General features: G+C 37.2%; 28 protein-coding genes and 1 pseudogene. 13 read left to right on the forward strand and 16 right to left on the reverse strand.

The genetic code is table 11. The annotated features are described in order from the left end of the window. Positions 1 to 117: 117 nt before the first annotated feature. From ACEN33_RS05820 to ACEN33_RS05830, 3 genes are all read right to left on the reverse strand, one after another. Positions 118 to 324 carry a hypothetical protein gene (locus ACEN33_RS05820; protein ID WP_407094735.1) on the reverse strand — a complete coding sequence of 69 codons (207 nt, stop codon included), beginning with the start codon at positions 322 to 324 and terminating at the stop codon, positions 118 to 120. A 26-nt stretch (positions 325 to 350) separates the two neighbouring features. Continuing rightward, positions 351 to 968 carry a hypothetical protein gene (locus ACEN33_RS05825; protein ID WP_407094736.1) on the reverse strand — a complete coding sequence of 206 codons (618 nt, stop codon included), beginning with the start codon at positions 966 to 968 and terminating at the stop codon, positions 351 to 353. 81 nt (positions 969 to 1,049) lie between these two features. Further along, positions 1,050 to 2,861: an alkaline phosphatase gene (locus ACEN33_RS05830; RefSeq protein WP_407094737.1), complete on the reverse strand. Its 1,812-nt coding sequence runs from the start codon at positions 2,859 to 2,861 to the stop codon at positions 1,050 to 1,052. Positions 2,862 to 3,105: 244 nt separating this feature from the next. On the opposite strand from ACEN33_RS05830, the gene ACEN33_RS05835 reads away from it, so the two are divergent. From ACEN33_RS05835 to ACEN33_RS05850, 4 genes and pseudogenes are all read left to right on the forward strand, one after another. Next, positions 3,106 to 3,519 (forward strand): rhodanese-like domain-containing protein, encoded by a 414-nt coding sequence (locus ACEN33_RS05835; protein WP_407089547.1) that lies wholly within the window; start codon positions 3,106 to 3,108, stop codon positions 3,517 to 3,519. A 15-nt stretch (positions 3,520 to 3,534) separates the two neighbouring features. Then, a pseudogene (locus tag ACEN33_RS05840) lies at positions 3,535 to 3,687 on the forward strand (rhodanese-like domain-containing protein); the annotation flags it as partial. A 78-nt stretch (positions 3,688 to 3,765) separates the two neighbouring features. Then, positions 3,766 to 4,170 (forward strand): nucleoside-diphosphate kinase, encoded by a 405-nt coding sequence (ndk, locus tag ACEN33_RS05845; protein WP_407093811.1) that lies wholly within the window; start codon positions 3,766 to 3,768, stop codon positions 4,168 to 4,170. 51 nt (positions 4,171 to 4,221) lie between these two features. After that, positions 4,222 to 5,679 (forward strand): hypothetical protein, encoded by a 1,458-nt coding sequence (locus tag ACEN33_RS05850; protein ID WP_407093810.1) that lies wholly within the window; start codon positions 4,222 to 4,224, stop codon positions 5,677 to 5,679. Positions 5,680 to 5,714: 35 nt separating this feature from the next. On the opposite strand, the gene ACEN33_RS05855 is transcribed toward ACEN33_RS05850, so the two are convergent. Then, positions 5,715 to 7,046, reverse strand: coding sequence for an HdeD family acid-resistance protein (locus ACEN33_RS05855; RefSeq protein WP_407094738.1), 1,332 nt, complete (start codon positions 7,044 to 7,046; stop codon positions 5,715 to 5,717). Positions 7,047 to 7,340: 294 nt separating this feature from the next. Then, positions 7,341 to 7,796, reverse strand: a complete 456-nt coding sequence (locus ACEN33_RS05860; protein WP_407089543.1) for an IclR family transcriptional regulator C-terminal domain-containing protein — start codon at positions 7,794 to 7,796, stop codon at positions 7,341 to 7,343. 218 nt (positions 7,797 to 8,014) lie between these two features. Here ACEN33_RS05860 and ACEN33_RS05865 point away from each other — a divergent pair, with 218 nt between their 5' ends. Continuing rightward, on the forward strand, positions 8,015 to 8,455 hold the full coding sequence (locus tag ACEN33_RS05865; protein WP_407089542.1) for a YtoQ family protein: 441 nt from the start codon (positions 8,015 to 8,017) through the stop codon (positions 8,453 to 8,455). A 107-nt stretch (positions 8,456 to 8,562) separates the two neighbouring features. Here ACEN33_RS05865 and ACEN33_RS05870 read toward each other — a convergent pair whose 3' ends face one another. Next, positions 8,563 to 8,874 (reverse strand): hypothetical protein, encoded by a 312-nt coding sequence (locus tag ACEN33_RS05870; protein WP_407089541.1) that lies wholly within the window; start codon positions 8,872 to 8,874, stop codon positions 8,563 to 8,565. Positions 8,875 to 8,979: 105 nt separating this feature from the next. Between ACEN33_RS05870 and ACEN33_RS05875 the strand changes: the two genes are divergently transcribed. Then, positions 8,980 to 9,723, forward strand: a complete 744-nt coding sequence (locus ACEN33_RS05875) for a cyclase family protein (protein ID WP_407089540.1) — start codon at positions 8,980 to 8,982, stop codon at positions 9,721 to 9,723. Between the two features lie 10 nt (positions 9,724 to 9,733). On the opposite strand, the gene ACEN33_RS05880 is transcribed toward ACEN33_RS05875, so the two are convergent. The 3 genes from ACEN33_RS05880 to ACEN33_RS05890 form a co-directional block, all read right to left on the reverse strand. Next, positions 9,734 to 9,856, reverse strand: a complete 123-nt coding sequence (locus tag ACEN33_RS05880) for a hypothetical protein (protein WP_407089555.1) — start codon at positions 9,854 to 9,856, stop codon at positions 9,734 to 9,736. An 88-nt stretch (positions 9,857 to 9,944) separates the two neighbouring features. Then, positions 9,945 to 10,214 (reverse strand): hypothetical protein, encoded by a 270-nt coding sequence (locus ACEN33_RS05885; protein ID WP_407094739.1) that lies wholly within the window; start codon positions 10,212 to 10,214, stop codon positions 9,945 to 9,947. A gap of 300 nt (positions 10,215 to 10,514) precedes the next feature. Next, the gene (locus ACEN33_RS05890; protein WP_407089538.1) at positions 10,515 to 11,093 is read right to left on the reverse strand and encodes a rhodanese-like domain-containing protein; all 579 of its coding nucleotides are present in this window, start codon (positions 11,091 to 11,093) and stop codon (positions 10,515 to 10,517) included. A gap of 386 nt (positions 11,094 to 11,479) precedes the next feature. Here ACEN33_RS05890 and arsA point away from each other — a divergent pair, with 386 nt between their 5' ends. The 5 genes from arsA to arsB all read left to right on the forward strand — a co-directional run bounded on the left by arsA (position 11,480) and on the right by arsB (position 15,451). Beyond that, a complete protein-coding gene (gene arsA, locus ACEN33_RS05895; RefSeq protein ID WP_407093808.1) occupies positions 11,480 to 13,219 on the forward strand; it encodes an arsenical pump-driving ATPase in 1,740 nt (579 codons plus the stop codon). 18 nt (positions 13,220 to 13,237) lie between these two features. Continuing rightward, the gene (locus tag ACEN33_RS05900) at positions 13,238 to 13,579 is read left to right on the forward strand and encodes an ArsR/SmtB family transcription factor (RefSeq protein ID WP_407089535.1); all 342 of its coding nucleotides are present in this window, start codon (positions 13,238 to 13,240) and stop codon (positions 13,577 to 13,579) included. Further along, a complete protein-coding gene (gene arsD / locus ACEN33_RS05905; protein WP_407089534.1) occupies positions 13,557 to 13,886 on the forward strand; it encodes an arsenite efflux transporter metallochaperone ArsD in 330 nt (109 codons plus the stop codon). The genes ACEN33_RS05900 and arsD (ACEN33_RS05905) overlap by 23 nt, the downstream gene beginning before the upstream one ends. 47 nt (positions 13,887 to 13,933) lie before the next feature. After that, entirely contained in the window at positions 13,934 to 14,296 is a 363-nt protein-coding gene (gene arsD / locus ACEN33_RS05910; protein WP_407093807.1) for an arsenite efflux transporter metallochaperone ArsD, read from the forward strand. A 75-nt stretch (positions 14,297 to 14,371) separates the two neighbouring features. After that, complete coding sequence (arsB, locus tag ACEN33_RS05915; RefSeq protein ID WP_407089532.1) at positions 14,372 to 15,451, forward strand: ACR3 family arsenite efflux transporter; 1,080 nt, start codon at positions 14,372 to 14,374, stop codon at positions 15,449 to 15,451. A gap of 482 nt (positions 15,452 to 15,933) precedes the next feature. On the opposite strand, the gene recQ is transcribed toward arsB, so the two are convergent. After that, positions 15,934 to 18,060 carry a DNA helicase RecQ gene (gene recQ / locus ACEN33_RS05920; protein WP_407089531.1) on the reverse strand — a complete coding sequence of 709 codons (2,127 nt, stop codon included), beginning with the start codon at positions 18,058 to 18,060 and terminating at the stop codon, positions 15,934 to 15,936. Positions 18,061 to 18,741: 681 nt separating this feature from the next. Between recQ and ACEN33_RS05925 the strand changes: the two genes are divergently transcribed. Then, positions 18,742 to 19,392 (forward strand): SDR family oxidoreductase, encoded by a 651-nt coding sequence (locus tag ACEN33_RS05925; protein ID WP_407089530.1) that lies wholly within the window; start codon positions 18,742 to 18,744, stop codon positions 19,390 to 19,392. Between the two features lie 399 nt (positions 19,393 to 19,791). On the opposite strand, the gene ACEN33_RS05930 is transcribed toward ACEN33_RS05925, so the two are convergent. The 6 genes from ACEN33_RS05930 to ACEN33_RS05955 form a co-directional block, all read right to left on the reverse strand. Continuing rightward, a complete protein-coding gene (locus tag ACEN33_RS05930; RefSeq protein WP_407089529.1) occupies positions 19,792 to 20,664 on the reverse strand; it encodes a DMT family transporter in 873 nt (290 codons plus the stop codon). Positions 20,665 to 20,714: 50 nt separating this feature from the next. Beyond that, on the reverse strand, positions 20,715 to 21,284 hold the full coding sequence (locus ACEN33_RS05935) for a serine hydrolase (protein WP_407089528.1): 570 nt from the start codon (positions 21,282 to 21,284) through the stop codon (positions 20,715 to 20,717). 14 nt (positions 21,285 to 21,298) lie between these two features. After that, on the reverse strand, positions 21,299 to 21,556 hold the full coding sequence (locus tag ACEN33_RS05940; protein ID WP_407089527.1) for a hypothetical protein: 258 nt from the start codon (positions 21,554 to 21,556) through the stop codon (positions 21,299 to 21,301). Positions 21,557 to 21,701: 145 nt separating this feature from the next. Further along, the gene (locus ACEN33_RS05945) at positions 21,702 to 22,049 is read right to left on the reverse strand and encodes a zinc ribbon domain-containing protein YjdM (RefSeq protein WP_407093806.1); all 348 of its coding nucleotides are present in this window, start codon (positions 22,047 to 22,049) and stop codon (positions 21,702 to 21,704) included. 31 nt (positions 22,050 to 22,080) lie between these two features. Further along, positions 22,081 to 22,851: a M15 family metallopeptidase gene (locus ACEN33_RS05950; RefSeq protein ID WP_407089525.1), complete on the reverse strand. Its 771-nt coding sequence runs from the start codon at positions 22,849 to 22,851 to the stop codon at positions 22,081 to 22,083. Positions 22,852 to 22,987: 136 nt separating this feature from the next. Next, entirely contained in the window at positions 22,988 to 23,815 is an 828-nt protein-coding gene (locus tag ACEN33_RS05955) for an exodeoxyribonuclease III (RefSeq protein WP_138404176.1), read from the reverse strand. A 177-nt stretch (positions 23,816 to 23,992) separates the two neighbouring features. On the opposite strand from ACEN33_RS05955, the gene ACEN33_RS05960 reads away from it, so the two are divergent. Next, a complete protein-coding gene (locus tag ACEN33_RS05960; RefSeq protein ID WP_407089524.1) occupies positions 23,993 to 25,057 on the forward strand; it encodes a hypothetical protein in 1,065 nt (354 codons plus the stop codon). Positions 25,058 to 25,071: the final 14 nt, after the last annotated feature.

Here is a 25,071-nt window from a genome sequence, read left to right on the forward strand (position 1 = left end):
AGTCTGTAAGATATCTGTAGTAAGATTGTTCATAGGGAAGTCCTCTTTTCTGTGAATTTAGTGTGGTAACTCTATTCTACAGAAGGGACTTCCTTTTTTCTATTTACACAAAATATTTTACACTCTCGCTTTATAGACGCTATCGTCTGGATTTAGTATATTAGTTGGTATGAAATTGGCATAATTCGTTCCATGTTCATGATGATGGTCTGCTGCTAAAGTTCCAGTCGCATCATGGTCATGATCTTCTTCTGCCAAAATCATCACTGGATTCAGTGATAGCAATAAAGTAGTAGTTAAAAGTAGCGTCAAACATTTTTTCAATGGCTTCTTATCCTTTCAATTATTAATTAATTTGGCGTAATTCCAGCAAGATACTTATAAGTGATTCCATCTTGATCTTGCAACTTTCCATCAACTTCTTCAAGTACGAATAATTCTTCACCGAATAGTTGAATGTTCCACGCATCCTCTTCTTCAAACACAGTCGGACTTGCGATTGTATAATAAGCATACCCATCTTTTTCCGTATAGTAAATGCCCGGAATACGGTTATTGATTAAATTTAAAATGTCCAATTGTGACATTTCAGGTGTAATCATAGAGACAATTTCTCTATAATCTGCTTGTAAATCATATGGTAAATTATCTTCACTTAAGTAACGTTCACGGACACTTTCAGAATAATTTGATAATTCTGGATATGGAAAAGAATGAAAGTCAGCTAACCATTGACTCTTTTCTAGCCCAGTTGTTTGGTCGGTTAAATCGTGTTGGTCTTTAATATAAATTAAAAGTTGATTTTCTTCGAATAATAAGCCCTCTATCGCATGATCTTCTGGTGCTATATAATATCCTACAAAAGGTACATCAGACAAAGTTAGTTCCTCAACTTGAGCCAGTACACTACTCTTAGGGCCAATTAAAGTGAAAAACAGTCCAATAAATAATAATAAATTTCTTTTCATAAATGTCTCCTAAAATTCAAAAGCGCAACGTTAAATAAATAACGCTGCGTTAAGAATTTGTTTAATCGAATTCCTCAGAGATTATTCAGCTGATTCTTCTTCAGTTGTTTCTTCTTCAGTTGTTTCTTCTTCAGTTGTTTCTTCTGCTGTCTCTTCTTCAGTTGATTCTTCTGAAGTTTCTTCTGCAGACTGTTCAGTTGTTTCTTCTGTTGACTCTTCTTCAGTTGATTCATCAGCAGATGCTTTACCAGTTACTTCGATTGGTGCAACTGCTGTGTCGCCACCTTCGTACATACCCATTGCTGCTAATAATTTGTAAGCAATGTCGTTATTTTCAAAGTTTCCTTCGAACATTGCAGCTCCTGATCCGATTGCATAAACTGGAACACGCTCTGGAGAGTGGGCAACCGTTGTAAATCCAAAACCAGCTTTACGAGCTACTAAACGAGTTGATGCAATAGAGATTGGTAAGTAAGAGTGGTAGCCTTTGATAACGTCAGCTTGACCAGCGTTACGGTCTTCATACTCTAATTTAGATTGCTCAAATGCATAGCGTAATTCTTCTAAATCTAATGCAGATACTGCCATTAAATCAGTTTCTTCTGCTTCTGCTTCACTTGCTTCTGCTTGTGTTAATACTTCTTCAGTTGCTTCTAAATCAATGATGAAACCAAAGTTTTCTTCTAGTACTGGAACAAAATCTTCGAAAGTCATTTCTGGATTTTCTTCTAATGCTTCAGTAAAGATAACATCGAACTCTTCTTGAGATACAGCTTGGTTATCGATTAAGTGGAAGTAACTGTTGTATCCTGTCTCTGAGTTACCTATTGTAAATCCACCAGTTGGGTGGTCAGCTGTAACAACGATTAACGTTTCTTCTGGATGCTCATAGTAGAAGTTAATTGCTTCTTGGATAGCATTTTGGAAGTCAATAACTTCGTGAACTGTAGCAGCTGCATCATTCGCATGCTCTGCCCAGTCAATCTTACCAGATTCAATCATCATGAAGAATCCTTCTTCGTTTGAACCTAATACTTCAACCCCTTTAGAAACCATGTCTGCTAATGTTTGCTCACCTTGGTCACGGTCCATTGCGTATTTCATTGAAGAACCATCTGCTTCAGATAATACAGCTGCTGGAGCATATACTTTACCTGAATCTGCAGTAATTGCATCAAATTCTTCTTGTATATCTGCAACAGTATAGCCATTTTCTTCCATGACCTCGTATAAGTCAGGTTGACCTTCTTCACCCGTACGACCTCCTAGAGATCCTCCAGCGAAATAATCGAAGTCAGATAAAGCCATTTGTTCACCGATTTCATAATAGTTATTACGGTGCTCAACGTTTGAGTAGAATGCTGCTGGTGTTGCGTGGTTTAATGTAACTGTTGAAAGAATACCAATTGATTTACCTTCAGCTTTTGCTTTTTCAGCTACTGATTCTGTTTGTTCAGTGAAGCCAGGAGTTAAACCAATCACGTTTGAATCAATCTTTACACCGTTACCGAATGAAGTTGCTGTTGCTGCTGAGTCTGGCACATAGTGGTCTGCATCCGTTGGGTTTTGTAAACCAATTACTGGAAATTGTGAGAAGTTTAAAGGTTGTGCTTGCGCTACACCATTTCCTTCATTACCATTATCTGGGCCTAAGTAATATTCTGCCGCAGATACAGGGATGTTCCCCATTCCGTCACCGATGAATAAGAATACGTATTTGGCTTGGTTTTCGTTTACTAGTGATAAATCTTCAGTTAAAGCGCGACCTTCTTCTAAAGTAACAACTGGTAGATCAGCAAATTGACCCTCTTCTTGTCTTGCAGAAACAAATGTAGGTGATACGACTGATAATAATACAGAAGCACATAATGATACTAAAAGAGATTTCTTCATTTTTTCAAAATTCCTCTATTCCATAAATTATTTGTATTGTATTACAAGAATTATTATAGCAATGTAATGTAAATTTGATGTAAATTTGGCAGTTTTAATGTAAAGTTTAAGTAAATTTTATGTAAAGTTTTAACCCTCGAAATATTAAGTATTCATGCATTGTTTTTAAATTTCAATAATCCTTGGCCTCGCTAACTTTAATACCATATACTAACTATAATTAGAATAATCGGAGGCTGATTATATGCAAAAATTAGTTTACAGCTCACTTAATGGGCAACACATCGTTGATACACGTTCGCAACATTCATTTCAAGCTGGCCACATTGTTGGGGCACTGAATCTTAATTTAGTTAACTTTAAAAAGTACGCAATCAACTATTATCCGACTAATGAGTCTATGGTCTTTGTCACTGATGATAACAGTTCACAACACTTAGACAACCTTCAATTATTAGCAAAAGAATTAGGCTTTACAGAGTTGTCTGGTTATATTTTGTTTGAGGAAATCCCTAATTCGGAACTTAGACAAAGTGATACAATCTCTGCTAATGCTTTCTTAAACCTTGAAGGCGATTATACTCTTCTTGATGTTAGATATCCGTCCGAAATTACACGTATCGCACCTAAAAATAATCTAAAATCCATTCCATTTTAAGATTTACCTACGTCTCATCAATCCCTTAATCACAGTAAACACATCTATACTTTATGCGGTTCTGGAAACCGAGGAACAGCAGCTGCTTCATACCTTGAGACACTAGGATTTCAACCTATCATTATCGATGGTGGTATGAAAGCTATCCAAGATGAGAGACAAATATAATGATTCTGGTGAGTTATAAAACAATTATTTAAAGATTCAAGTATAATGAGAGTACCAATATTTTAGGAGTGTGAGAACATGACGGTAGAACGGACCTACATCATGCTGAAGCCTGACGCTATCCAACGCCAATTAATGGGTGAAATTATTAGTCGAATTGAAAGAAAAGGCTACCAGATCGTTCAAGCAAAGCTGATGAATCTTGATTCAAAGACAATTGCGAATCATTATGCTCATTTATTAGAACAGAATTTCTATCCTAAACTGGAAGCTTATATGTTATCTGGATCAGTATTTGCAATGATTGTTGAAGGTGAAGAAGCTATTCAAGGTATGCGGTCATTGATGGGGCCAACTAATGTCTTTGAAGCTATGCCGGGAACAATACGCGGAGACTTTGCGACTGATTTAACTTATAATACGATTCATGGATCAGACTCACCTGAAGCTGCTGAAATTGAAATCAAGCGATTCTTTGGCTAGTTTCTGTGAGTTCAACCTGACTATTTACTAATCAAATAATAGGAGCATTTTATGAATAAATTTTTAAAAGTTAGCTTATTACTTGTGTCTTCATTCTCATTATTTAGCTTTCAATCTAGCTCGGCACAAGGCCTGATGGGACGACAAGAGTTGGTTGATTATTTAAGCTCTTCCCTATCATCTGGCAATGGTTGGGTAGATGGCGGACAATATATGGATGATTTTGATGAGGCATTATTCAACTCTGCTATCAGTGGAACGACTTTAAGTGATGCTCAAATTCGAGATATCATTTATAGTTTGGAAGATGATTATCCAGGGTGGATTGACCATGCAACAGAGATGTCATTAACAGAATATGCCCGTGAATACTTAGCCCACTTTGCTAGTCCTGCTGGAGATAGTACTTCGAATGCCAGCACTGAATCCTTACCTTATCAGGATTTTATTGGGAATTATCAATCTACTGGTGCAGTTCAAAGCATTAGTTTACAAAACGTAACTATGCCTTACGATAATTATCTGGAAAAGTCAGAGGAAAGTTTAGTGTTCTTTCTTTCAAATAAAGTTACAGTTTCTGATTCCTTTAAACCTGATACTTCCCATCAACTAACTTTTAATCGTGATGGAAGTGTTGATCACCAAGGTACTGAAGGTCTTGGATACGCATCGTACCAATATCAAAGCTACATTGGTGAGCAGTCAAATATGTTAAAATTAGGCACCAGTCTATATTTTTATTATAACGACGTCCAAGATTCCCATGATTTAGTGAGCTTTCATGAAACACAAAGTAATTCAATGGATGATATCACTTTTAATGTAAACTTGACGCGTTTTAAAAAGTTGTCAGCTGAATCAACAAGTCAACCATCAAGTTATCAAAATGTCATTGAGATTCATCAAGCGTTTGAAGCATTCAATTGGATTACCTCTCCCGAGGCTTTAGAAGCTTATGGTGATTTTAGATATGTTGTTGAGAATGCTGTCTTTGGTAATGGTAGTGATGGAACAAAGACCTCTGATCTACAAGCAATGATTGATCGCTCTGATTATACGGTTTCTGAGCAGCTTAAACTGGATCATCGTAATAATTATATTATTTCGTATCCTTATTACAGATCGAATGGAACAGAACCATTCATGCAAGTTTCTTACCCTATCTATGATATTTATGCGATGGGAGCAACTTTGATTTTCTATGAAGTTTCGCCTGAGATGTTTAAACCAATTGACTATGATTTTTATCAATATCATTCAGTGAACCAATTTGTTGAATTGAACCCGAATATTATCGCGGTATCTCAATTTTGGGGCACACCAAGTGACCGATATCAACTTGCCATTCCGACAATTCATCCATCAACAGGAGCTCAAGAAGTGAGCTTCGTCTTTTACGATAACGGTAGGCTCTTCTATCACCAATCTGTGCCCTTTAGTGAGTATAAAGACCAACCCGCTAAAGCCAATTATTTGAATTTTGTTGAGTATGACGACTCTAGAAGATAAAAAATGCGCTTAGAAATGGAGTACCCCTCACTTTTCTAAGCGCGTTTTTCTTTTTTTGTAACCGGTTTGACCTCAACCAATGGTTCTTGAAATTGTGGATGGACTAACATTTTCGATATGACATTCGAGCCATATGTATGGAATAGTTTATTAAAGTAGTCATAATAAGTTCCTGGAGCTAAAATTCCTGCGACATTTATCAGATTAATTCCATTGTTTCCAAGTAATTCATCTGCCAGCAACACGCAATTGGTTCCTAAAACAAAATAAGTTTTATAACGTCCGCGCTTAAATTTAAAGGCTTGCCCTTTCGTCGCTTCCAGTACTTTGCCGATATAACTTTTCTTTTGTTTTTCAGTCGTTGCTTCCCAAGGCGTCACATCTTTTAGAATATGATCGAGTTCGTATTTTAACTCTTCTAGCTCTTTTTCTGTCAGACCGATTCCAAAGCGAAACACACTCGTTCCTCTCGTTTTTAGAAAATCTAAGTAAGGTTTTTCATCCGCAACGACGAGAACACCATCCCCTATTGCCCCTGCAGCGAAATGAGCTTCAATATCATGATTTCCGTATGAGTACACTTTTCCTTTATAACTGACGTCCACGTGTCCTATCTTATCAAAGCCGGTCTTTCCTACATGGATTAAAATATGAACAATTGAATCTTCATCGTAATCTTTAGCAGGCAGTTTATTAGAAAATCTTTCCGAAACCGTATCTTCATTACCTACCAGCATTTCATTAAATTTAATCAACACGTTATTCGGAATAATCGCATCAATAAAGACTGGTAAAGGTATCCGTATGCGATTTCTTAATTTCCTGGCTTTTTCATTACGTGTAATTAATTGCCTTCCGTCATTAACATAAGTAAAACCGATAAACACTAAGTAGACACCAAGTCGAAATAACGTGTTCGTAATACGCTCCGAACCAAACATACTCGTGACGCCAAATAGAACATGGATCAATGAAATAAATAATTGACTCTTTATATTTCTCACTTTATCTCGCGCTAATAAAATATAGGAAGTGAAACCAATAATACCGACCGTAAACTGATACAAACCAATAAAGAAGATTAGCCAACCGGTTGTAAAATCAACTCGATTAGCCAAAATTAAACCGAAGATTACATACAACAATGCCTTTCCTAATGCCATTAGCCTAGGTAGAAACTTATCTTCTCCTCGTTTGAGTATTAAGGTACAGAATAATTTCCAAAGACCTATGACAATTAAAATGAATTGAATAATTTCAGCCAATAGGAGAACAAATGAAGCTCTAAAAAAGACAAGCGCAAGTCCAAAAATAACTAAAAAGCAACCAAATAAAATCGAACTAATATTTTCTCTGCGACTCACCATATCTCATCCCCTATCACTTTTTCTTTATTACATCTTAGCTATGTTTAATATGAAAGTAACATTGTTTTTAAATAAATTGCACTTCAATAAACAGATTACTTCAGAATATATTTTATAAAATATAGGTCCAAATTACCATTCATATGCATGTGCTTTCCGAATAGGAAATTACGACTCAAAAAAACTGTACAACTTTTGTACAGTTTTTATCTTTATTTAATCAGCATAAGTTTCTATTTGGAACTCAATAATTGTGTCAGTCTTCGTCACAGCATCAATCATATCTTCCTTCAACTAATCTGTCAGATGATAATAAGAAATACTAATACTGAACGCATAATGAGTGCGGTCAATTAGATTCACTATTGCTGCACCTACACAAAAGACATCTTCGTCTGATTTGCGGTCATCAATAGCATAACCATTTTTCTCAGAATCTTCCACTTGCCCCTTCAAATCTGCTTGATTAGGTAATGTATAAGGTGTTCGTGGCGTTAATTCATCAAAAGCAAAAGATTCATTTTGGACCGCCTTATCGAACGTAGCCAAAGTCGCTTCCCCCCTTTCATCACACCGCATATCACCAAGTAATATACGTGTGTTTAATATTTTGGAAGACGTTAATAACGTTATATCCGCATGATTTGAGATATCATTCATTGTTAAGGGTTCTCCAGATTGTGACAGTACCCCAACTAGATCAGCTTTTATTAAAACCGTACCATATAGTTTTTTACCAACTTTAGACAACCCAATCCCTCTTTCTCTTTTAGAAACTTAATCTCTTTATCATAGCAGTCTGTGTCTTTTGTTGTCAGTCATTGCTATAAAAATAATTGCATTTTTGTACTTTAATCACTAGTCCATAGCAAATGCAATCGTTTACTTATTTTAAACGCTTAACTGAGTATATTATTAGTAACCCTTTCTTTATTTCGATATGATAGAGTTAGATGGAGGTTTTATATATGAAATTAACTGTTTATTTAGCGGGTCAAATTCATGATAATTGGCGCGAAGAATTAAAAGAGAAAGTAGCTGCAAAAGGCTTAGATATCGACTTCGTAGCTCCCCAAACAGACCATGATACTTCAGATGCTATTGGTGAAAAAATCTTAGGTGAACAACCTAATAATTACTACCATGATGATGCTGCTTCTGATATTAATAATTTCCGCACTCAAATACTGATGAATAAAGCGGATCTTGTTATTGCACTGTTCGGCGACCAATATCGTCAATGGAATACAGCAATGGACGCAACAACTGCCATCAACCACAACAAGCCACTGATTATCGTACGTCCAACTAAATTAATTCATGCTCTTAAAGAGTTATCAAATAAAGCGAATGTGACTGTCGAGACATTGGACCAAGCTGTGGAAGTATTGGATTACGTATTTAAATAATGAAATAAAAAACTCAACAATTTTGGAGATTGTTCCAAGTTGTTGAGCTTTTTCGTGTCCTAGTGATTTTTCAGGGACAGGAAACGCGTATATATTCTTAATATCCTTTAAACCAACCCAATAAAGTTAACTACCGGCGTTTCATATGGATGTTTCTCAAAGATAATCGCCTCGGCAAGTTTTCTATCTGCTGCTTTTATCCTGAACTCAACTTTCAACTCATCCACTTCTTCAATCTCGCCAACCTCACCTATAAATGGATTCGCCCCATCTAGTGGTCTAAAGTGGCCTTTTACAGGCATGGTTGAATAACAATAATCGTAATTACCGTCTTTCAAAAGTTCTGCCTCATTCAAGGCAGCGATTAAATCATCTGTATTTTCTGCTGGTATAAATATTTCAACTTTTACATAGGACATATAAAGTCCCTCCCTTCTTAAAACTCTCTACAATAGTGGTTTGCGTTGTATTTATCTTAGTTAATAAGTGAAATTAGGTAAATAACATTTACAGGAGTGAAACAAATGCATGCATTATATCAATTACTACAAGATTTAAAAGGTTACAAATGGGTGAACCTAACTCATGAAGTGAATGATCAAATTCCAATTTATCATACATTTAATCCACTTCAAGAGAAACAAATTTCAAAAATGGAACAAGACCGCGTGCACTCACTTGAGTATACTATCGGTTCTTCTCATGGAACTCATATTGACGCGCCAAGTCATTTTGCTGAAGGAAAAAGAACACTACAAGACATCCCACAAAATGAACGTGTCTTACCTCTTTATGTCATTCATCTAGAAGACAAAGTTAAAGACGATCCAGGGTACGCAGTGACTGTCGAAGACATTAAAGACTTTGAAGAAACATACGGTCAAATTCCTGAAGGCAGCTTTGTAGCTTTCTCAAGTAGTTGGTATAAACGCTTTGATGACCTTGATGCTTTCGTCAATAAAGACAAAGAAGGTGTAGAGCATACACCAGGATGGTCAATTCCGGCTTTAGAATTCTTAAGTCGCACACGTAAAGTCACTGCCATCGGTCATGAGACACTAAACACGGATAGTGGTGTCGACGCAGCTGAACAAGGCTTCTTAGACGCACAATACTATTGGTTGGCCGAAGATAAATTCCAAGTAGAATTACTAGCTAATCTTGACCAAGTCCCTGCCGTCGGTAGCATTATCTTTGTTGCTGTTCCACATATTAAAGACTCACCTGGTTTCCCAGCTGAAGTTTTTGCGGTAATTCCGAATAATTAAAAAATGAGGCTTATGCCTCTTTTTTTAATTTCATTTGCACAATAATCTTTCCTAAGACTTGCCCGCTTTCTAAAGCTTTCAAGCCATCAACGACTTCCTCAAATGGTATCACACGATCAATAACTGCTTGAATTTTTCGGTTGCAAAAGTTTAGATAATTTTAACCTATGTGTGAGCACCCGCACCGATAACTAGAGCTGACTTTCCTGGTTCGACGTGCTTCAACAACTCAATATTTTGATATGCAACAACGGCGGCACTTGGTAAGCAGCCTTTTCCAGTGTTAGATCCGCGCTTAATTTTCTTAAACTACTTGCTGGAACAACAATATATTCAGCAGAAGTCACGTAGCTCAATGGGTTTGATGTGTCTGCCCAAACTACGTCGCCAACGATAAGATCCGAAACCAACGAGCCAAGCATTTCAACTGTTCCCACTAAATCAGAACCTAAGATAAGATAGCCCGGTTTACTCAAGTCCGTAAATCGCACTATCAGCCTCTTTTTTTTACAGTGGATGTTCCTAACTTATTTGTTTCTAAATTTAGTTACTCTTCGACAACCTTTAATTTGAATTCATATGAATACTTTTGTGACACAAAAACGACCCCCGTAAAGTTAGATTTTTAACTCTAACTTTCGGGGGTCACCTCACAATTACCTTGCTCTTGATTTAAAATGCCTTCTAAATGCTTGTTACAGCAATCTTTATCGACAATAAACTAAGAAAATGGCTTTGCAATACCTGTAAGGATCTGCAAAGCCATTTTTTTGAAAACTTTTTATAATTTATTATTTACCAATTTCTTGAATGGCTTTCATTCCGCCTTCAATAACTTTAGGATTTAATCCTTTTGATTCAAGGAAAGAAGCCGCTGCAGTACTTCGGTTACCAGATCCACAAAGCGTAAAAATTTGTTTGCTCGTATCCAGTGATTGATAATCATTGACTAAATCCTCAAATGGAATATTGACCAAATTTTTTTCAGGTGCTGGCCGTGTAATTTCGTCTGGATGTCTGACGTCAAGTAATATAAAATCATCTGATTTATTCAGGAAATCTTCAGCAGGGATAGTTTCCGTTGTCTGTAAGCCATCTTTGGGTACTTCATCTATCAAAAGATAACCATTCTTTTGATTAAAACCTAATTCATCAGTCACCCCAGTGAGTTCTGCTAGTTGAGCTTCGTCCTCAGAACCAATGATAAAAATAATGGATTGATTTACATCGAGATAATAAATTGCATAAGTTTTAAAGTTACTTGGGTTAAGATTGAGAGAGTTTTTAATATGTCCCTCTTGGTACCCATGTTGAGTTCGAACATCAACCAGTTGTTGGTTATTAATGTCCTCGTAAAATATTTTCTTCATTTGTAATGCTCCTCATGATAGTTTTGTATTCATTTATTATTTACATAAAGTTGAATGAAAGGGGGATAAATAGGTGTCACTCTCAATAAGTATCCCTAATGACCCTTCAACAAAATGAAGTAAATAAAAATGATAAGATTACTTGACAAAGCATAGAGACCCATCTATATTTAATACATTGACAGGTATCTATGTGAATAAAGTATATGAAATTTAGAGAATTATTGCAAGTTTTCTTGCATCATATAGGTTGATTTGTATCGAATACATAGATAGGTACCTATATATTCGATACATATACAATCATCAATATAAGCCATTAGTTGATTGAAGAAACTAAATCAATCATTTCGTCCAAATCGTTTAACAAAGGAGTGGAAAACAGAATGGAAATTTTTAATCCAAAAGAGCATATTGATACAAAGTATTTATTCTATACAGGTAAAGGTGGCGTTGGGAAAACAACAGCCGCTAGCGCAACAGCTATTCAATTAGCGAATGAAGGTTTCAAAGTTGTATTAGTGAGTACAGACCCTGCCAGTAATTTACAAGATGTTTTTGAAAGAGAATTAGATGATAACGGAACAGAAATTGAAGAAAATCCTGGCCTAACCGTCGCTAACTTTGATCCAGTCAGTGCTGCAGAAGAATATAAAGAATCTATTGTGGGTCCTTATCGCGGAATTCTGCCAGACTCTGCGGTACAAAATATGGAAGAACAATTAAGTGGTTCATGTACGACAGAAATTGCTTCTTTTGATCAGTTCGCAAAATTCTTAACAAGCCCTGATATATCTGACCAATACGACTATATCATTTTTGATACAGCACCTACCGGCCATACATTGAGACTCTTACAACTGCCTTCTGCTTGGACAAACTTCTTTGATGAAAATACAACTGGCACAAGCTGTATGGGTCAATTATCTGGTTTAGATGAAGAGAGAGAAAGTTATAGTTTGGCAGTAGAAACACTTGCTAATTCTGAAATGGCAACTTTACTACTCGTAACTCGCCCGCAAGAAGGACCATTAGTCGAAGCCAATCGTGCGTCCAAAGAATTACGAACATTAGGGGTTGAAAACCAGAAACTTATTGTGAATGGCCTTTTAGAAAATCCGACAGATACGATTTCTCAAACATACTATGAAATTCAACAAGATGCATTAAACCAAATGCCTGAAAATCTTAAAAACTTACCTATTTTTGAAATTCCATTAAGACCTTACAATCTTGCAAGTATCGAAAGTATCGGTTTATTACTTAGTGAAGAACAACCTGAAATCAGTCATGAAGAAGTGCAGGATCAGGAATACCCACGCTTACAAACTGTTATCGATGATTTACACAACACAAACAAACGAGTCGTCTTTACAATGGGTAAAGGTGGCGTTGGGAAAACAACCATCGCAGCCAGCATTGCGAAAGGCCTTGTAGAAAAAGGTAAAAAAGTTCATTTAACAACGACCGATCCTGCAGCTCACTTAAATTATATTGTGCATGAATCAGATACTCTTGGGGTTAGCCATATTGATGAGAAAAAAGAGTTAGAGCTTTACCAAAATGAAGTTTTAGCTAAAGCGCGTGAATCAATGTCGGAAGAGGACTTAGCTTATGTAGAAGAAGATCTAAACTCACCTTGTACAGAAGAAATTGCAGTATTCAGAAAATTTGCTGAAATTGTTTCGATGACGGAAGCAGATGTGGTGGTTATTGATACTGCGCCTACGGGACACACACTTTTACTTTTAGAATCTTCTCAAAGTTACGCCCAAGAGGTGGAGCGAACTTCTGGAGAAGTACCAGAATCGATTACCCGACTCCTGCCTATTTTACAAGATCACAACCAAACAGAAGTGGTCATGGTGACATTACCTGAAAATACACCTGTCTATGAATCGATTCGTTTACAAGAAGATTTAGACCGTGCAGGTATTGCACATACTTGGTGGGTGGTTAATAACAGTTTATTATCAACAGGGACTACGAATAAAACATTGTTAGCTCGCGCAAAATCGGAAGAAGAATGGATCCAACGTGTCGATGGATTATCAAATGGGCATTTTGCGGTCATCGACTGGAGTCCTATTGAGTTAAAAGAGGATGTTCTTGCTACAATTGTTTAATCTCAAAGGAGAATATAAATGAATTATGAATTATTTGCTGAAAAAATGAAAGCTTTATCTGATCCAAATCGAGTAAAGATACTCGATTTACTATCCTGCGATACTTTATGTGCCTGTGATTTGCTTGAACACTTTGATTTTACTCAACCAACTCTCTCCCATCATATAAAAGTATTAAGAGATTCGGATTTAATTGTTACAGAAAAAATAGGAACTTGGCATCATTATTCGGTGAATCGAGAATTAGCTACCGAGATAACAGAAATCCTTCAAAGTGTTTTCTCAAGTTCTGAAAGATGTATTTGTCATACAACAATAAATGAAAAGGAAGATCAATATGAAAAAGTTAGCCATTTATGAACCTGCCCTATGCTGTAGTACCGGAGTTTGTGGTCCTTCTGTAGACGAGGATTTATTACGTATTACGGGTGTGATGAAACAAGTGAAAGAAGAAGACGATGTGATGATGATCCGTTACAATCTTGCTTCCAATCCTAATTCGTTTGTACGAAATCAAAACGTCATAGACACTATGCAAAATGAAGGACAAGACTCTCTTCCAATTACTGTATTAGATGGAGAGATTGTTAAAACCGGTGCTTATCCAACGAATGAAGACATTAGTGAATATTTAGGTATTCAACTGGTTAAAGAAGCGATTCAATAAGAAAAATGTTTGAGGTGCGAAATTTATTTTAGAAGAAGATGTAAAATATGAACAAATTAGAGATATTTGAACCCGTTATGTGCTGCAGTAGTGGAGGTTGTGGCTCATCAGTGGATGAAAATCAAATGCTAATTACATCTGTCATCAATGCATTAAATACTATTGATGGATATCAAGCTTATCAATACAATTTGACTGACAATCCTGTGCAATTTGTAAGTAATGAAACCGTTAGTACTATTTTACAGAAAGAGAATTCTGCTGCTTTGCCAATCACAGTATTGAATGGCAAAGTGAAGAAAGCTGGAGCTTATCCAACTCTTGATGAAATTGCTGAATATACTGGTGTACATTTTATGGTAACAGACCAATCTGGTGAGAGCGATTGTGGTTCCACTGGATGTTGTTAAGGGAAAAGAAGTAAGAGTTTATCTTCTTTTGTTTCTCATTAAAAGATTAAATACTATTATTATTGGAGGAAAATAATGAAAGAAACAGCTTTAAAAGAAAAAGTATCGAATAAAGAAAATGGGATTGGGCTTTGGGAACGTTATTTAAGTTTATGGGTTGCTTTATCAATGATTATTGGTGTAGCGCTAGGGCAATTTGTTCCTGCAATACCTAATTTTTTAAGTCAATTTGAGTATTATAACGTATCAATTCCAACAGCTATTTTAATTTGGTTAATGATTTTTCCAATGATGTTAAAAATTGACTTTAGCAGTATTGTAAATGTAACAAGAAAGCCAAAAGGATTAATCTTAACTACAGTAGTAAACTGGCTAATTAAACCATTTACCATGTATGCAATTTCTGCCTTTTTCTTTTTGGTGGTATTTAAACCGTTTTTAAGTCCCGAACTAGCCAATGAGTACATAGCTGGTGCGATTCTTTTAGGGGCAGCACCTTGTACAGCTATGGTATTTGTATGGAGTGAACTAACCAAAGGTGATCCAGCATACACCTTATTGCAAGTATCTATAAATGATATCATTGTTCTCTTTTTATATGCTCCAATTGTGGCACTTTTATTGGGCATTGGTAACGTTTCGGTCCCTATCAATACACTTTTACTCTCTATTTTTGTATTCATTGTAATCCCTTTGGCTCTAGGAATTATTGTTCGAAAATACGTGGTCAAGAAAAAAGGTGATGATTATTTTGAAAAAGATTTTGTGAATAAATTTGATGGGACCACACGGATTGGTTTACTACTAACTTTAGTTATTATCTTTTCATTCCAAGGTGAACGAATTCTAAGTAATCCATTCCATATTTTATTAATTGCTATTCCGTTAATTGTTCAAAATATAGCAATATTTTTCCTTGGTTATGGTGGTGCTAAAGCTTGTAAATTGCCTTTTTCAATAGCAGCACCCGCAGCCATGGTTGGAACAAGTAACTTTTTTGAACTTGCTGTAGCTGTCTCAATAGCATTATTTGGATTGAATTCTGGTGCAACTTTAGCAACCGTTGTAGGAGTATTAGTAGAGGTTCCTGTTATGCTATTATTAGTCAAATTTTCAAATAAAACGAAACATTGGTTCGATGGCTACGAATATTAATTAAAAAGAAAAGAAATTATGTGATATAACCTTTTATCAACTGTTTTATTAACTTAAAATTTGAATGCATAATGCCAGACTTTATCTAATCACAGGGATTGTATTCAACTTCATAGTGAATCGGGCGATGTATAGACGAGGGTATGTAGAAACGTTTAGAAGCGACCTTGTTGCGGAATAAGATTCCAAACCCATGGTTATCTATTACAACGTCTAACAAAAATATACGTTATAATGACGAAATCTTTTTTGAGTTCAAATATTATAAGTAGAGTTGGCAATCTGGAGCAATACTTAACGATCAATTCTGAAGGTTGCAGTGGTGATGAGTAAATTTCTAAAAGAGTAGTTCGATTTGAGATTAAACGTATTTTGATATTTATATGAATACTTTTGTGACACAAAAACGCCCCCCGTAAAGTTAGATTTTTAACTCTAACTTTCGGGGGTCACCTCACTGCTCCTTAGATGCGTGCTTTTTATTAAATATTATTTACTAAATAATCAATCAGGACGTATTTTATATCATCATAACTAATCTTTTCAGGCAAAGCTTCTTTAATCGCTTTTAGTGAGTCGGTCCCAACTTTTCGAATCGCTTGCTTGATTTGGTTCTTAATATATGATGACACATCCGCGTCAAACACTTCTAAATCCCCTTGCTCCGCAGCTTGTGTCAGATGCGACAAGATAGTGGCTTCAGTCATATTACGTTCAATCGCAATCTCCAATGGCGTCAGGCCACGTTCTGCATACTGAGCACTAATATAATAACTTGATTGTCCACCACTACTTTGTAGATCAACACTTTCACGGTGTGGTTCTTCTTCGACTGTCGTATCCGGATTCGAAGAAGAATATTCTTGAATCGCAGGTAAGAAATAGCCCGCATACTTCTCTGCTTTAACCGATCCAACCCCTTCAACATCAAGGAATTCTTCATAAGTATTCGGCATACGACTCGCCATATCTTCCAAGGATTTATTAGAGAAGATAATATAAGCCGGCATCCCCTCTTCTTTGGCCAGTTGTGCCCGAACTTGACGCAATTGTTCATACAGATCCGCATTAACATCTTTAGATACTGTGCGTCTACGACTGGTTGATGCTTTAAGGTATTTACGTTCTTTAATTGTTAAAGTCGTCTTACCCATTAAAAGCATCTTAGATGCTTCCGTCGCATATAAACCGCGGTGTTCCGTCACGCCAATATATTGATAGGCTAATAATGCTGAAATGATGTCGCGAATTTGTTGAACAGAATAAGTCTTCATAATGCCGTAAGTCGACAGCTCGTCAAAGCGATTATCTAGAACTCGCTGATTCTGACTTCCACGCAGGACATCAATAATCATCGTCATCCCAAATTGGTGCTTCATTCGAAGCATACACGATAAGATCATCTGTGCTTCTTTTGTCACATCGATTTGACGCATCTCACCCATACAATTTGAACAATTTCCACAAGCTTCATTAGGAAATTCACCAAAATATCTTAGGATAAAATTCCGCAAACAACCCGTGAAGCTTGCGTACTGAATCATCATCTCTAAGCGGCGATGAGCTAATTCATCATTACTTTGCGCAATTAAAAACTTATTCGTCATAATATCTTGAGAGTGATATAAAAGAATCGCTTCCGCATCAAGGGAATCACGGCCCGCACGGCCCGCTTCTTGGTAATAACTTTCTAAATCTTTCGGCAAGTTAAAGTGAATCACTTTCCGAACGTCGGTCTTATCAATTCCCATTCCAAAAGCATTTGTTGCGACAATTATGTTACACTCATCCTTAATGAATTCAGACTGAGATTGTTGTCTTTGATCGTGTTCCATCCCAGCATGATACTTATTCACGGCATAACCTTGTTGCTTCAACTCTAAATGCAACTTGTCGACTTGTTTACGCGTGTTGGCATAAATAATAATTGCTTCATCATGATTAATTAAACTATGCAAAGTCACTAGACGATTGTTAGGTTCGATGACTGAGAATTTGATATTTGGTCGGTCAAAGGAATTAATGAAGACGCCTGGATCTTCTAATTCCAATTGAGCCACAATATCGTCTTGAACACGTTTCGTTGCTGTTGCGGTGAAGGCTGACATTCTCGGTCTTTGAGGCAATTGGTTAATAAATTGTGTAATGTTTCGGTAGCTTGGTCTGAAATCAAAGCCCCATTGAGACACACAATGCGCCTCATCCACAGCAAATAGTGAGATATTTTGTTTACTTAAAAACTCCTGGAAACTTGGATTCTCTAACCGTTCAGGTGCCACATATAACATCTTCAATGTTCTTTGGCGTAGTTGTTGTATTATATCTTGGAACTCTTTACTACTGATAGTCGAGTTCAAATAAGCTGCTTGTACTCCTAGTTGCGTCAACGTATCCACTTGATCTTTCATCAAGGAAATCAATGGCGATATTACTACGGTTAAGCCAGGCAACATTAAAGCCGGGAGCTGGTAACAGACTGACTTACCTCCCCCGGTTGGCAGAATCCCTAATGTATCTTGCCCAGATAATATTGTATTTATTATTTCTTTTTGTCCAGGGCGAAAGGAAGAATACCCAAAATGCTCCTGTAATGATGCTTCTAACTGCACAAAATACGCCCTTTCTTTTTAAATCATTTTTTATCCTTAAATAGTTTAACATACAACTGAATTATTTAGAACATGAGGGTGTTCTCGGAAATAGTGTACTTATTTCAGCGAGAATGATTCGGTCACCGTAGTGGATCTCCTTAAGTCAATCACCTCGGCTTAAACCTTTTGATTAAGCTTTCGTCGCGCTTTGCTAGTTAATCCATATGTCGCTACCACTCCTATGGCTTGAAGTACGCAAAGTCGTCCTAATACGACTGCACCTCACCATTCTCACTTTCATATGCTATTACTAAAACGATCTTATTTATTAAATTTAGTTTTTGAAGAACACTCACCCAGCATATTACCGTGAGTTCAGTGAATTCATTTACTATGAATAAGGACGGACTACCGTATTAAATTCTGCGTGAACGACAGTGATCTACAATATCAATAGGTAGACGAGACGGAAGAGCTTTTATAAAAATACGACCGTATTTTTGTAAAGAACTAGAGACGGTCCCATGGCTACATTGAATTCGCTGAGTGAACATAAATATGCGGTCGCGGAATCATCTCTCTTTCATCAGCATAAATAAACTACTTCTCACAAGCCGATTCTTTGTAAACAAAGGGGGTTGTTGTTAAGATGAGATAGAAAATACAGTTAGATTAAAAGCTTTTGAAAGGAGTTTTTTAATGAAAGTATTAGTAGTAGGAGCAAATGGTAAAGTTGCTAGACACTTTGCTGAAATAGTCAAAGACCATGAAAGCATTCAAGAAAAAGCTATGATACGTAAGGCTGAACAAGAAAGTTTCTTTAGCGAACGAGGGATCGAAACAGTATTACTCGACTTAGCTAAGAACTCAATCGATGAATTAGCCGAAGCAGCTAGAGGCATGGATGCAGTAATATTCAGTGCAGGTGCTGGAGGAAAAGGCTTAGACAAGACAGTGAAAATTGACTTAGACGGCGCAATTAAAGCAATGACAGCTGCTGAACATGCCGGCGTTAAACGATTCGTGATGGTAAGTACATTCCGTACTGGACGCGAAGAAATGGAAAAAGAAAATTCTCTGCAAGTATACACCATCGCTAAGAACTATGCAGATGAATGGTTGAAAAACCGTACAGAATTAGACTGGACTATCGTTCACCCAGGTATTCTTGTAGACGAAAGCGGTACTGGAAACATTAAAGTAGGAACAGACTTTGAAATCAATGAGATTCCACTTGAAGATGTTGCTCACACACTGGTTGCCGTATTAGAAAACGAGAACACAATTAAGAAAGAATTTGAAGTGTTAGCTGGCGACAAAGACGTGAATGACGCTGTTAAATCACTATAATATATAACAAGTAATAACTGAGTCAGATCACATTATAAAGTGACTGACTCGGTTATTTTTATGGATTTATTCATTGTCTTCATCACTATGTATTAGTGTACCCCCTGCATTTGTAAACTCTAAAATTTTTTATATATTGTGTTTCCCATGTATCATTTAATTGCCAAATAATACTAGTTTTTATTGTAAGAATAGACAGTAGTTGAAACTGGAGAATTGAGTGAAATTTTGACTTTGCGGGGCGTCGTGAGTCAGCACGATGAACCGCAAACGAAAATACGGAGTGTCGTGAGTCGGCACGACGTACCGCAAACGAAAATACGGAGTGTCGTGCCAATTCACGACGCACCTTAAGCATCAAAAAAACACTATCCATTCAAGAATAGTGTTAACCATCTTCTATAATACGACTTCAGACCGCTTTCTATAATTAAACACTTCATTCATAACCGTTGAGCCTAGAATAAACAGCGTCCCAACCATTTGTATTGTGCTTAAAGGTTGGTGTAGCAATACTGCCGATAGGATAATAGCTGTAACTGGATCAATGTAGCTCAAGAGTGAGGACGTCTGAGCTGGTAATTTATTCAAAGCTTCAAAGAAGAGTTGATAAACCCAGCCTGTGTGAACAACTCCGACAATCAGTAAAAGGCCAAGCACTGAAGGTGTGAAGCTCAACCCGCTTAAATCCTCGGTCAGGAATACATATGGAACCATCACCACTGCTGAGACCAATAATTGGAAGAAAGTTAACTCCAATCCTGGTAAGCCTTTAGTCTTTTTATTTAGAATCATGATCCACGCATACAGTACAGCTGCACCGATTCCATATCCGACCCCGATTAAGTTAACTTGCACCCCACCAAACACACCTGAAATTAAGACAGCTCCGAACAAGGCAGCAATGGTACTGAAGAGATTATAAATCGTCATTTTTTCATTTAAAACGAAAGGTGCTAGCAATACCACAAAGGCTGGTGCCATATAATAGCACAAAGTTGCAACGGCCACACTTGTATATTGATACGCTTCAAATAGGAAAATCCAATTAAAACCAATCGCAGTTCCAGAAATAATTAAGTATTTCGCATTTTTCTTAACGACAGCCCAATCGATGTTACTTTGCTTAAAAATTATGACACCGAGGAGGAAAAGAGTTCCGACAACGGCTCTAAACATCGCTATCACCGCAGATGGCAACGGAATAAAATGAACAAAAATCCCGATTGACCCTACGATTAACATTGCGACAATTAATTTAACTTTATCCAAAAGACACTCCTCCTCAATCATTAAAGTTTCAATAGTATTCTAACATAATTTTAATTTAATTGGGTGTTTTGTTTCTGGTATTTGCCCCACTCATTCATTCGAAGATTCATCGTCGCTAAAAATTCATCCACCATCCCTTGGCCATTGGTTAAGACAACTAAAGCATAGACCGGTTCGCCGTCCTCCATATAAATACCGGAGTCGTGAAGAGACCCGCCAATACTACCATATTTTGTGAACATGCCTTCTTGGATATGTTTTTTGAAATATTCTGCTTCGGTATTCCCACTAAGCGAAGTTAAAATATAACTGTATTTATCTTCGGTAGCAACCGGGAGTAAAATATTCAATATCATCTGGGCGTCTGCCATATTATTCGTTGTATACTCAGCTTGATCAAACGACAGCCCGCTTAAATTTAAAAGTGACTCTTGCACATTTTCATAAATTTGCTGGTAATAAGAGAAAAGCATATTAAAAGCGGTGTTATCAGACAGAGCTAATGAATTGTAAAACAACTCATATAAAGGATAAGACGCCTTTTTCTCACTATTCGTCACTGGACCGGCACCCTCCTCGAACAAAGCGTCACTATAAGGTAACTCTGTCTCAAAAGTCATCACACCATCGGCAATTAAATCAGCGTAAAGTCTTGCACACCCACTTTCGTCACACTTCCAACAAGCATTGGCGTTCGCTCGTTATAGAAAAAATCTGTGTCAGTCTGGTAATTATGATAGGCAACTAAAACAGCCTCTGGATTCAAACCGAATTCATGTATTGTTGCAGTCACTAATTCTTCCATAGAGGTGAATTGACTATAGTCTTGAGATAATTCTTCAGTCACAGACTCCTCTGTCTCACTCTCAACAGACTCACTTTGAGTCTTCAATAACTGGCACGGGCTCTTCTGATGTGCTACACGCCGCCAATAAAAACAAGGAAACTACTAACATTTTTCTTTAACAACTTGCCCACCTCTTCATTTTTTGTTAAATAAATACCCCACTTTATTCAGTGAGGTAAAACTTAATTGTTTATGCTTTTTTAACGAATTCAGACTTTAACTTCATCGCTCCGAAACCGTCGATCTTACAATCAATGTCATGTCCATCGGCTGGATCAATAATTAACTTTATATTTTTTACTTTCGTTCCTTGCTTAATCGCTGATTTGAAGCCTTTTACTTTCAAATCTTTGACAACGATAACTGTGTCACCGTCCGCAAGCTCATTCCCATTCGAATCTGTAATTGTTTCGCTAGCCTCGATGTTTGCTTGTTCACTTGCAGTCCATTCGTAAGCACATTCCGGACAGACGAATAATGCACCATCTTCATACGTGTATTCCGACTGACATTGTGGGCAATTAGGTACGTTTTCCATTCTGCACCTCCTTATCTTTTATTGAAAATAATCATTCCTCAGCTGTATCTCTTAAATTGATTAAAGCTAAGTACTCTTCAAGAGTCAAACCATGTTCATACATAAATGTCGCGTGGTCTTCTCCTACATAACGAATATGCCAAGGTTCGTATTCGTAACCAGTGATATGTGTTTTGCCTTCTAAGTAGCGTAAGATAAAGCCATAATCATGACCGTTCTCAGCTAACCAAATCGCAGAACCGTATTGGCCGTAAGCTTGGTGTAAATCACGTCCGTATTCTTGCCAATCCGTTCCAAGTAAATCAAAAGCCAATCCAGTCGAATGTTCAGTCGCATCTGCTGGGGCAACAAACATGTCCGTCATATAAAAGGCATCCGCATCACTATAACCATCCGCAATATACATATTATAACGACTATCAAAGTTCATCGCTTGATAGGCAATTGTCCGGTGAGCAGAGACAGTTTCAAAGTAGTATCCAGCTTGTTCTGCTGCAGTAATTAAAGCATTAAACTCTTCGAAAATATTCGCATTGTAGGCGTGCCCCGTCCCTGTCCAAGCAAATTCCATGTCTAAATCTGCTTCCAAACGGTTTTCTCGGTTGATCAGCATGAGTGCTGGATCGTCTAAAGACGCATCCTCTGGCAAGGCTTCAACTAATTCTTCTACTGTTAAATCAGATTTAAATGGTTCAATGAGTTCGGTATCAATCAACTCAATCGCTCCAATGGTTTTAACGGGTAAAGTTAACCAGACAACCATTGTCATTAAAAAATATCGCCATTTTGTTTTAAATTTCATTAATTTAAGCTCCTTAATTAAGATTACTCATCTATTATCTCAAATTTTCTCATTAAGACAACCTTTTTTCAATAGGCTTTTAAAATAAAACACACCAGCCAATATAAAACAAACTGATGTGTCATTATAATACATTTTAAATATCAATTTCCAACAAGGTTGGCGTGTGGTCTTGACGAGTTCCTGAATCAATCATTTCAGATTTTTGAACTTTATCCGCAATTCGGTTACTTACTAACCAGTAGTCAATTCTCCACCCCGAATTGTTGATTTTACTAGTCTTCGCGCGTTGATTCCACCAAGAATAAACGCCTTCCACATCTCCGTGAATATAACGGAATGTATCTGTAAATCCGCGAGCTAATAGATTTGTGAACCCTTCACGCTCTTCGTCAGTAAAGCCAGCTGAACGACGGTTACTCTTAGGATTTTTCAAGTCAATTTCTTTGTGAGCGACGTTATAGTCACCTGTTGCTATGACAGGTTTCTCTTTATCAAGACTCGCTAAGTAATCCGCATACTTAATATCCCATTGTTGACGCTCTTCTAAACGAACTAAGCCCGAACCAGCATTCGGTGTATAAACTTGTGTAATAAAGAAATCATCAAATTCAAGTGTAATAATACGCCCCTCCGCATCCATGGTACTTGGTGCCCCAATTTCTGGATAAGTAACATTAGGTGAAAGGTAGTTTTTGAATAAGAACATTGTCCCAGCATAACTTTTTCGGGCCGGTTCTTTTGAACTATTCCAAGCGATGGTGTAATCTGGCACGTCTTCTTGCAAGATTTCTAAATGCTTTTTAGTTGGCCCTTTACTTGATAATTTAGTTTCTTGAATCGCTATTACATCTGGATCTTCATCTTTAATTGTCTTTAGTACAGCTCTTGATAATTCTGCTCTCGCTGAGTCACTTGTTAAAGCTGCGTTAAGTGAATCGATATTCCATGAAATTAATTTCACTGTCATTCTCCTCGTATACTTTATTTATTCTTATTCATTTTATATTTAACTGATTGGATGGTCAAACATTGTGACAATTTCTTTGTAAAAGGAGTTCAAAATTGATTGATGATAGCGCTTTATGATATATTTAAATTAAGATAACGATGATGGAAATAATGGAAGAGAGGGATGTCTATGGCAAGAGGAGGAGGCCGCGGAGGTGGCGGCGGTGGTCGCAGCGGTGGCTTCGGTGGGTCTCGTGGTGGCGGTGGTCGCAGTAGTTCTGGTGGACGCGGTGGCGGGTCATTCGGTGGTAGTCGTGGCGGAGGCTCTTGGGGTGGTGGCGGTTCTTGGGGCGGCGGAGGTTACAATTCTCGTCCAGTCATTCGAACCGGACCAATCTTTAACTCATGGGGTTCTCGTCGTAGAAGAAGTTCCTTTGGTGGTGGTCCTTCTGGAGGCGGAGGTGGCGGTGGCTGTTCAAGCACACTCATCTCAATGATCATTATTGGTGTGATTATCATGTTCATATTACCAATGATATTTGGTGGTATGGGTGGGAGTTCGAATAATAATTCATCCAGCTCTGAAACTTCTGTAACGCGCTCAACCGTTGAACGTGAGCCACTACCAGCAGGTTCAGTCAATGAAACGGATTATTACACCGATGACGCTAACTGGGTTGAAAACCAAACCGTTATGAATGATGGATTACGTCATTTCTATGAAAAAACAGGTGTTCAGCCTCACGTCTATATTACAACTGAAATTAATGGTTCAAACAATGCTTCAATGTCGGAAGTAGAGGTATATACCAATGAACTTTACGATGAATTATTCACCGATGAAGCTCACTTATTGTTAATGTTTTATGAAGGAACACCAAGCAATTACACGACTTATTATGTCACGGGTTCCCAAGCCGACCAAGTTATTGATAGAGAAGCAGCAGACATATTACTAGATTACATTGATCGAAATTACTATGACATGAGCCTTAACACTTCCGAGTTCTTTAGTAAGTCATTCCGAGATGCAGCTGACCGAATTATGGACGTAACAACCTCACCTTGGATACCTGTCCTACTAGTAATAGGTGGCGTGATTCTCGTTGGAATCCTCTTCTTATGGTGGCGTAAACGTAAGCAACAAGAAGCGATTGAAGCCAAACGTACCGAAGATATGTTGAGTAAACCGATTGACACTTTCGGAACAAGTTCTGAAGCAGACGATTTAGCAAAAAAATACGAAGACAAATAATATACAATTTGGAG

It is taken from the genome of Ruoffia sp. FAM 24228, from assembly GCF_045528575.1.
Lineage (GTDB): Bacteria > Bacillota > Bacilli > Lactobacillales > Aerococcaceae > Ruoffia > Ruoffia halotolerans.

Excerpts from the sequence above, each read along its gene's own strand:
- ACEN33_RS05835 (WP_407089547.1), top strand. The coding sequence starts at position 3,106 with ATGCAAAAATTAGTTTACAGCTCACTTAATGGGCAACACATCGTTGAT.
- ACEN33_RS05855 (WP_407094738.1), bottom strand. The coding sequence starts at position 7,046 with ATGGTGAGTCGCAGAGAAAATATTAGTTCGATTTTATTTGGTTGCTTT.
- ACEN33_RS05825 (WP_407094736.1), bottom strand. The coding sequence starts at position 968 with ATGAAAAGAAATTTATTATTATTTATTGGACTGTTTTTCACTTTAATT.
- ndk (WP_407093811.1), top strand. The coding sequence starts at position 3,766 with ATGACGGTAGAACGGACCTACATCATGCTGAAGCCTGACGCTATCCAA.
- ACEN33_RS05950 (WP_407089525.1), bottom strand. The coding sequence starts at position 22,851 with ATGAAATTTAAAACAAAATGGCGATATTTTTTAATGACAATGGTTGTC.
- arsD (WP_407093807.1), top strand. The coding sequence starts at position 13,934 with ATGAACAAATTAGAGATATTTGAACCCGTTATGTGCTGCAGTAGTGGA.
- ACEN33_RS05875 (WP_407089540.1), top strand. The coding sequence starts at position 8,980 with ATGCATGCATTATATCAATTACTACAAGATTTAAAAGGTTACAAATGG.
- ACEN33_RS05870 (WP_407089541.1), bottom strand. The coding sequence starts at position 8,874 with ATGTCCTATGTAAAAGTTGAAATATTTATACCAGCAGAAAATACAGAT.
- ACEN33_RS05945 (WP_407093806.1), bottom strand. The coding sequence starts at position 22,049 with ATGGAAAACGTACCTAATTGCCCACAATGTCAGTCGGAATACACGTAT.
- arsA (WP_407093808.1), top strand. The coding sequence starts at position 11,480 with ATGGAAATTTTTAATCCAAAAGAGCATATTGATACAAAGTATTTATTC.
- ACEN33_RS05925 (WP_407089530.1), top strand. The coding sequence starts at position 18,742 with ATGAAAGTATTAGTAGTAGGAGCAAATGGTAAAGTTGCTAGACACTTT.
- arsD (WP_407089534.1), top strand. The coding sequence starts at position 13,557 with ATGAAAAAGTTAGCCATTTATGAACCTGCCCTATGCTGTAGTACCGGA.
- ACEN33_RS05890 (WP_407089538.1), bottom strand. The coding sequence starts at position 11,093 with ATGAAGAAAATATTTTACGAGGACATTAATAACCAACAACTGGTTGAT.
- ACEN33_RS05850 (WP_407093810.1), top strand. The coding sequence starts at position 4,222 with ATGAATAAATTTTTAAAAGTTAGCTTATTACTTGTGTCTTCATTCTCA.
- arsB (WP_407089532.1), top strand. The coding sequence starts at position 14,372 with ATGAAAGAAACAGCTTTAAAAGAAAAAGTATCGAATAAAGAAAATGGG.
- ACEN33_RS05935 (WP_407089528.1), bottom strand. The coding sequence starts at position 21,284 with ATGACTTTTGAGACAGAGTTACCTTATAGTGACGCTTTGTTCGAGGAG.
- ACEN33_RS05900 (WP_407089535.1), top strand. The coding sequence starts at position 13,238 with ATGAATTATGAATTATTTGCTGAAAAAATGAAAGCTTTATCTGATCCA.
- ACEN33_RS05830 (WP_407094737.1), bottom strand. The coding sequence starts at position 2,861 with ATGAAGAAATCTCTTTTAGTATCATTATGTGCTTCTGTATTATTATCA.
- ACEN33_RS05960 (WP_407089524.1), top strand. The coding sequence starts at position 23,993 with ATGGCAAGAGGAGGAGGCCGCGGAGGTGGCGGCGGTGGTCGCAGCGGT.
- ACEN33_RS05865 (WP_407089542.1), top strand. The coding sequence starts at position 8,015 with ATGAAATTAACTGTTTATTTAGCGGGTCAAATTCATGATAATTGGCGC.